General features: G+C 63.4%; 3 protein-coding genes. All 3 read right to left on the reverse strand.

Translation table 11 applies throughout. The annotated features are described in order from the left end of the window. Window positions 1-690 (reverse strand): glycosyltransferase family 39 protein (locus EOA28_RS26370; RefSeq protein ID WP_189342196.1); only part of this gene is annotated, 690 nt, incomplete at its 3' end. Between the two features lie 66 nt (window positions 691-756). Then, a complete protein-coding gene (locus EOA28_RS26375) occupies window positions 757-3,327 on the reverse strand; it encodes an FAD-dependent oxidoreductase (protein WP_127251190.1) in 2,571 nt (856 codons plus the stop codon). A 95-nt stretch (window positions 3,328-3,422) separates the two neighbouring features. Beyond that, window positions 3,423-4,354, reverse strand: a 932-nt coding sequence (locus tag EOA28_RS26380; protein ID WP_189342197.1) for a trimethylamine methyltransferase family protein, incomplete at its 5' end; no start/stop codon positions are given.

Raw genomic sequence — 4,354 nt, forward strand, 5'->3', positions numbered from 1 at the left:
GGCAAGGATCGCTACCGTCACGCTGATCAAGAAGCGACGGTCGAAGATCGCCTCACGGGTTTCGCGGACCGACAGAGATGCGAGGAACAGGGCGGCAAGGAAGATGACGATGTTGTATTTCGACAGCATCGCGGCCGCCGTCGCCAGGCCCAAAAACGCATAGGCAACGGCCGATCGCCGCTTTTCCACCTCGACCAGCGCCAGAAGCAGCACCGAGGTGAAACAGAATATGGCGACCGAGTGGGTGAGGGCGTGCTGCATTTCCCAGAAGATCTGAGGAAACAGAAGCAGCCCGAACATGCCGGCGGCAGCGGCGCGGTTCGAGTAGCCGAGGCGGCGTATGGCGGTGAAATAGGCGGCCAGCCCCGCCGCCAGCAAGCCGTATTTGACGATCTTGAGGGCAAGGACGCTGGTTCCGACCAGCGAGGCCGCAAGCATCGCAAGCCAGGTATATAGAGGCGGCTGCGAACTGCCGTAGCCGGCGGCGAGGAACCGCATTTCCATCAGCTGCTCGGAATCGTCGACGCCGACGCCGGTGCCCGCAAAATGGGACAAAAGCGCCATCACCACGATCTGCGTCAGGCAATAGACGAGGACCGACGCGATCGCGGCGCTGAATGGACCGACCCGTTCATCGCAGAGCCAATCGGTCCATTTCTCAAGCTGCCGCAAGGGGATGGTTCTTCTCATGCTGATGCGCCGGTGGCAGGCTTAACCATGCCATGGCGACCGGCGCAATCCAACAGGTCCGAGTGGTCAGCTCCGCATCTTCTCGCCGCTCGGGTCGAAGGGCGGCTCGACATTGATGCGGGCCGGACGCCGGTGGCCGAGGATCTCGATCTCGAACAGGCCGGCGCTTTCGTCCTCGGCGAGAGCGGCAGGGACGTAGCCCTGCGCCATCGATTTTTGGACGTAATGCGCATAGCCGCCTGACGTCACCCAGCCGACGACGCGCCATTCGCCATCAACGATGCCGCGCACGGCGGAGGCGCCTTCGGCAGCCTTGGAGCCGCGGACTTCCTTGCCCGTTTCGTCGAAACGCGGCGCGCCGTAGCCATGCGGCTTCTCGACCGTGCCATAGTCCTTGCTGACCTTGGCCCAGATCGGCTCGTCGCCCATCACGTCGGCATCGACGGCATCGACGATGAAGGAGACGCGCCGCAGCTTCGGACCTTCGGCATGCTCCTTGGCCGAGGCCTCGCGGCCGATGAAGTCGTTCTTCTCAAGCTTGATGAAGCGATCCATCGAGCCTTCGAAGGGACCGTAGATCGGGCGAAGCTCGCGGAACCACGTCGGGAAGTTCTTTTCCAGACGCATCGACAGCAACGCGCGCATGCCGAAATCGACGAGGCCGAATTCTTCGCCCGCCTCCTTGATCGCCTTGTAGACAAGGCGCTGATAGGCCGGCGCCATCCAAATCTCGTAGCCGAGGTCACCGGTATAGGTGATGCGGTTGACCATGCAGGGCGCGCCGCCGACCGCCATCTCGCGGAAGTCCATGAAGCGGAAGGCCTTGGTCGAGACGTCGACATCGACCAGCTTCTGCAGCAGATCGCGGGATTTCGGGCCGGCGATGGAGAGACCCACCAGCGTCTGGTCGAAGCGGTGGATGCGCACCGACCCATCCTTCGGCAGATGCTTCTCGAACCAGCGCATATGGTATTTCTGCGCGGCCGACGAGCCCCAGATCATGAAACGATCCTCGCCGGTCTTGGCGATGGTGAAGTCGCCGATCAGCTTGCCGAACTCGTTGACCATCGGGGTCAGCACGATGCGGCCGGTCTTCGGCATGCGGTTCGTCATCAGCCGGTTGAGGAAATCCTCGGCGCCCGGGCCGGACACTTCGTATTTGGCGAAGTTGGCGATCTCGGTGACGCCGACCTTCTCGCGCGTGGCGCGCACTTCCTCGCCGATCGGGCCGAAATCGTTGGAGCGGTGGAAGGACACGATGTCCTTCGGCTCGGTGCCCTTGGGCGCGAACCAGAGCGGGGTTTCCAGGCCCCAGCTATCGCCCATGACGGCGTTGTTGGCGAGCATGGTGTCGTAGAGCGGCGTCGTCTGCGCGGGACGGGCGGCCGGCAGTTCCTCGTTCGGGAAGCGGATCGAGAAGCGGCGCGAATAGTTCTCGCGCACCTTGGCGTTGGTGTAGCGCAGCGTCGCCCATTCGCCGAAGCGGGCGACGTCCATGCCCCAGACGTCGAAGCCCGGATCGCCATGCACCATCCAGTTGGAGAGCGCGAGGCCGACGCCGCCGCCCTGGCTGAAGCCGGCCATGACGGCGCAGGCGCACCAGAAATTGGTCAGGCCCTGCACCGGGCCGACCAGCGGGTTGCCGTCGAGCGCGAACGTGAAGGGACCGTTTATGATCTGCTTGATGCCGGCCTTCTCGATGCCGGGGAAATGCTTGAAGCCGATCTCCAGCGAAGGCGCGATGCGGTCGATGTCGGGCTGCAGAAGCTCGTGGCCGAAATCCCACGGCGTGTTGACCGGCGACCACGGCTTGCAGGCCTTTTCATAGGTGCCGAGCAGGATGCCATTGCGCTCCTGGCGGGTGTAGATCTCGCCCTTGAAGTCGAGCACGCCGATCATCTCGCGGCCGGTCGACTTGTTGAACTCCTCGACCTCCGGCATCGGCTCGGTGAGCAGGTACATATGCTCCATCGCCAGCACCGGCAGCTCCACGCCGACCATGCGGCCGATCTCGCGCGCCCACAGGCCGCCGCAGTTGACGACATGCTCGGCGTGGACCGTGCCCTGCTCGGTGACGACGTTCCAGGTGCCGTCCGGCTGCTGCGTGAGATCAACGACGCGGTTGCGCAGCACGATCTCCGCGCCGAGTTTCTTGGCCGCTTTGGAATAGGCGATGGTGGTCCCGGACGGATCGAGATGACCTTCGACCGGATCCCACATGGCGCCGACGAAGTTCTTCTCGTCCATCAGCGGGAACATGGTCTTGGCTTCCGAGGGCGTGATCAGCTCGGTGTCCATACCGAGATAACGGCCCTTGGCGTGAGCCAACCGCAGGAAGTCCATGCGCTCCGGCGTATCGGCCATCATGACGCCGCCGGTCAGATGCAGCGAGCAGGACTGGCCGGAAACCTCCTCGATCTCCTTGTAGAGCTGGACCGTATAGGCCTGCAACTTGGCGACGTTGGGGTCGCCGTTCAGCGTGTGGAAGCCGCCCGCCGCATGCCAGGACGAGCCGGAAGTCAGCTCCGAACGCTCGATCAGCATGATGTCGGTCCAGCCGGCCTTGGCGAGATGATAAAGCACCGAGCAGCCGACGACGCCGCCGCCGATGACAACCGCTTTTACATGGGATTTCATGAAGATAGGTCCGTTTTATAGAGACTGAATGATTGGTATGGAGGCTAACCGAAGCTCGACGGAGTGGGGTCGACTGTTCATCCTCACACAGAAAATCAGAAATCCGTCGGCGCGCCGCCTTCGGCGCGGCGCTTTTCGACGAAGTCGTTGAGTTCCTCGCGGATCGCCGGATCCATATACGGCTCCTCATAGGAGGCAAGACGCTCCTTCCAGACCTTGTTGGTGCGCTCCATTGCAGTCGGCGAGCCGGCCTCGGTCCAGGTTTCGAAGTTGCGCCAATCGGAGACGATCGGCGAGTAGAAGGCGGTCTTGTAGCGCTCCTGCGTGTGCTGAGTGCCGAAGAAATGGCCGCCGGGCCCGACCGACTGGATGGCGTCGAAGCCGAGCGCATCCTCGGAAAGGTCGAGCGGGGTGAGGAACTCGGCCACCATCTGCAGAAGATCGATGTCGAGGATGGTCTTTTCGTAGGAGCAGCGCAGGCCGCCTTCCAGCCAGCCGGCGCCGTGCATCATCAGATTGCCGCCTCCCTGGATCGCGCCCCAGAGCGAGAACACGCTCTCATAGGCAGCCTGCGCGTCGACCGTGTTGGCGGCGCAAGTGTTGGAGGTGCGGTAGGGGATTTTGTAGCGGCGGGCGAGCTGGCCGCCGACGAGCTGCGCCTTCATATATTCGGGCGTGCCGAAGGCCGGCGCGCCGGACTTCATATCCACGTTGGAGGTGAAGCCACCATAGCCGACCGGCGCGCCTTTCTTGACCATCTGCGCGAAGGCAATGCCGGAAAGCGCCTCGGCGTTCTGCTGCACCAACGCGCCGGCGACGGTGACCGGCGCCATGGCGCCCGACAGCGTGAACGGGGTGACGATCACGGCCTGGCCCATGCTCGCCATCTGGATGATGCCTTCCATCATCGGCACGTCGAGCTTGAGCGGCGAATTGGTGTTGATGATGGTGAAGACCGACGGTTCGGCCATCAGCTGCTCGCGGCTGATGCCGCGGGCGATGCGGGTGATCTCGATGCCGTCGACAT

This window comes from Mesorhizobium sp. M2A.F.Ca.ET.067.02.1.1 (assembly GCF_004023285.1).
In the GTDB taxonomy this organism is placed as follows: Bacteria; Pseudomonadota; Alphaproteobacteria; order Rhizobiales; family Rhizobiaceae; genus Mesorhizobium.

Coding starts and splice junctions, on each gene's coding strand:
- EOA28_RS26375 (WP_127251190.1), bottom strand. CDS start 3,327: ATGAAATCCCATGTAAAAGCGGTTGTCATCGGCGGCGGCGTCGTCGGC.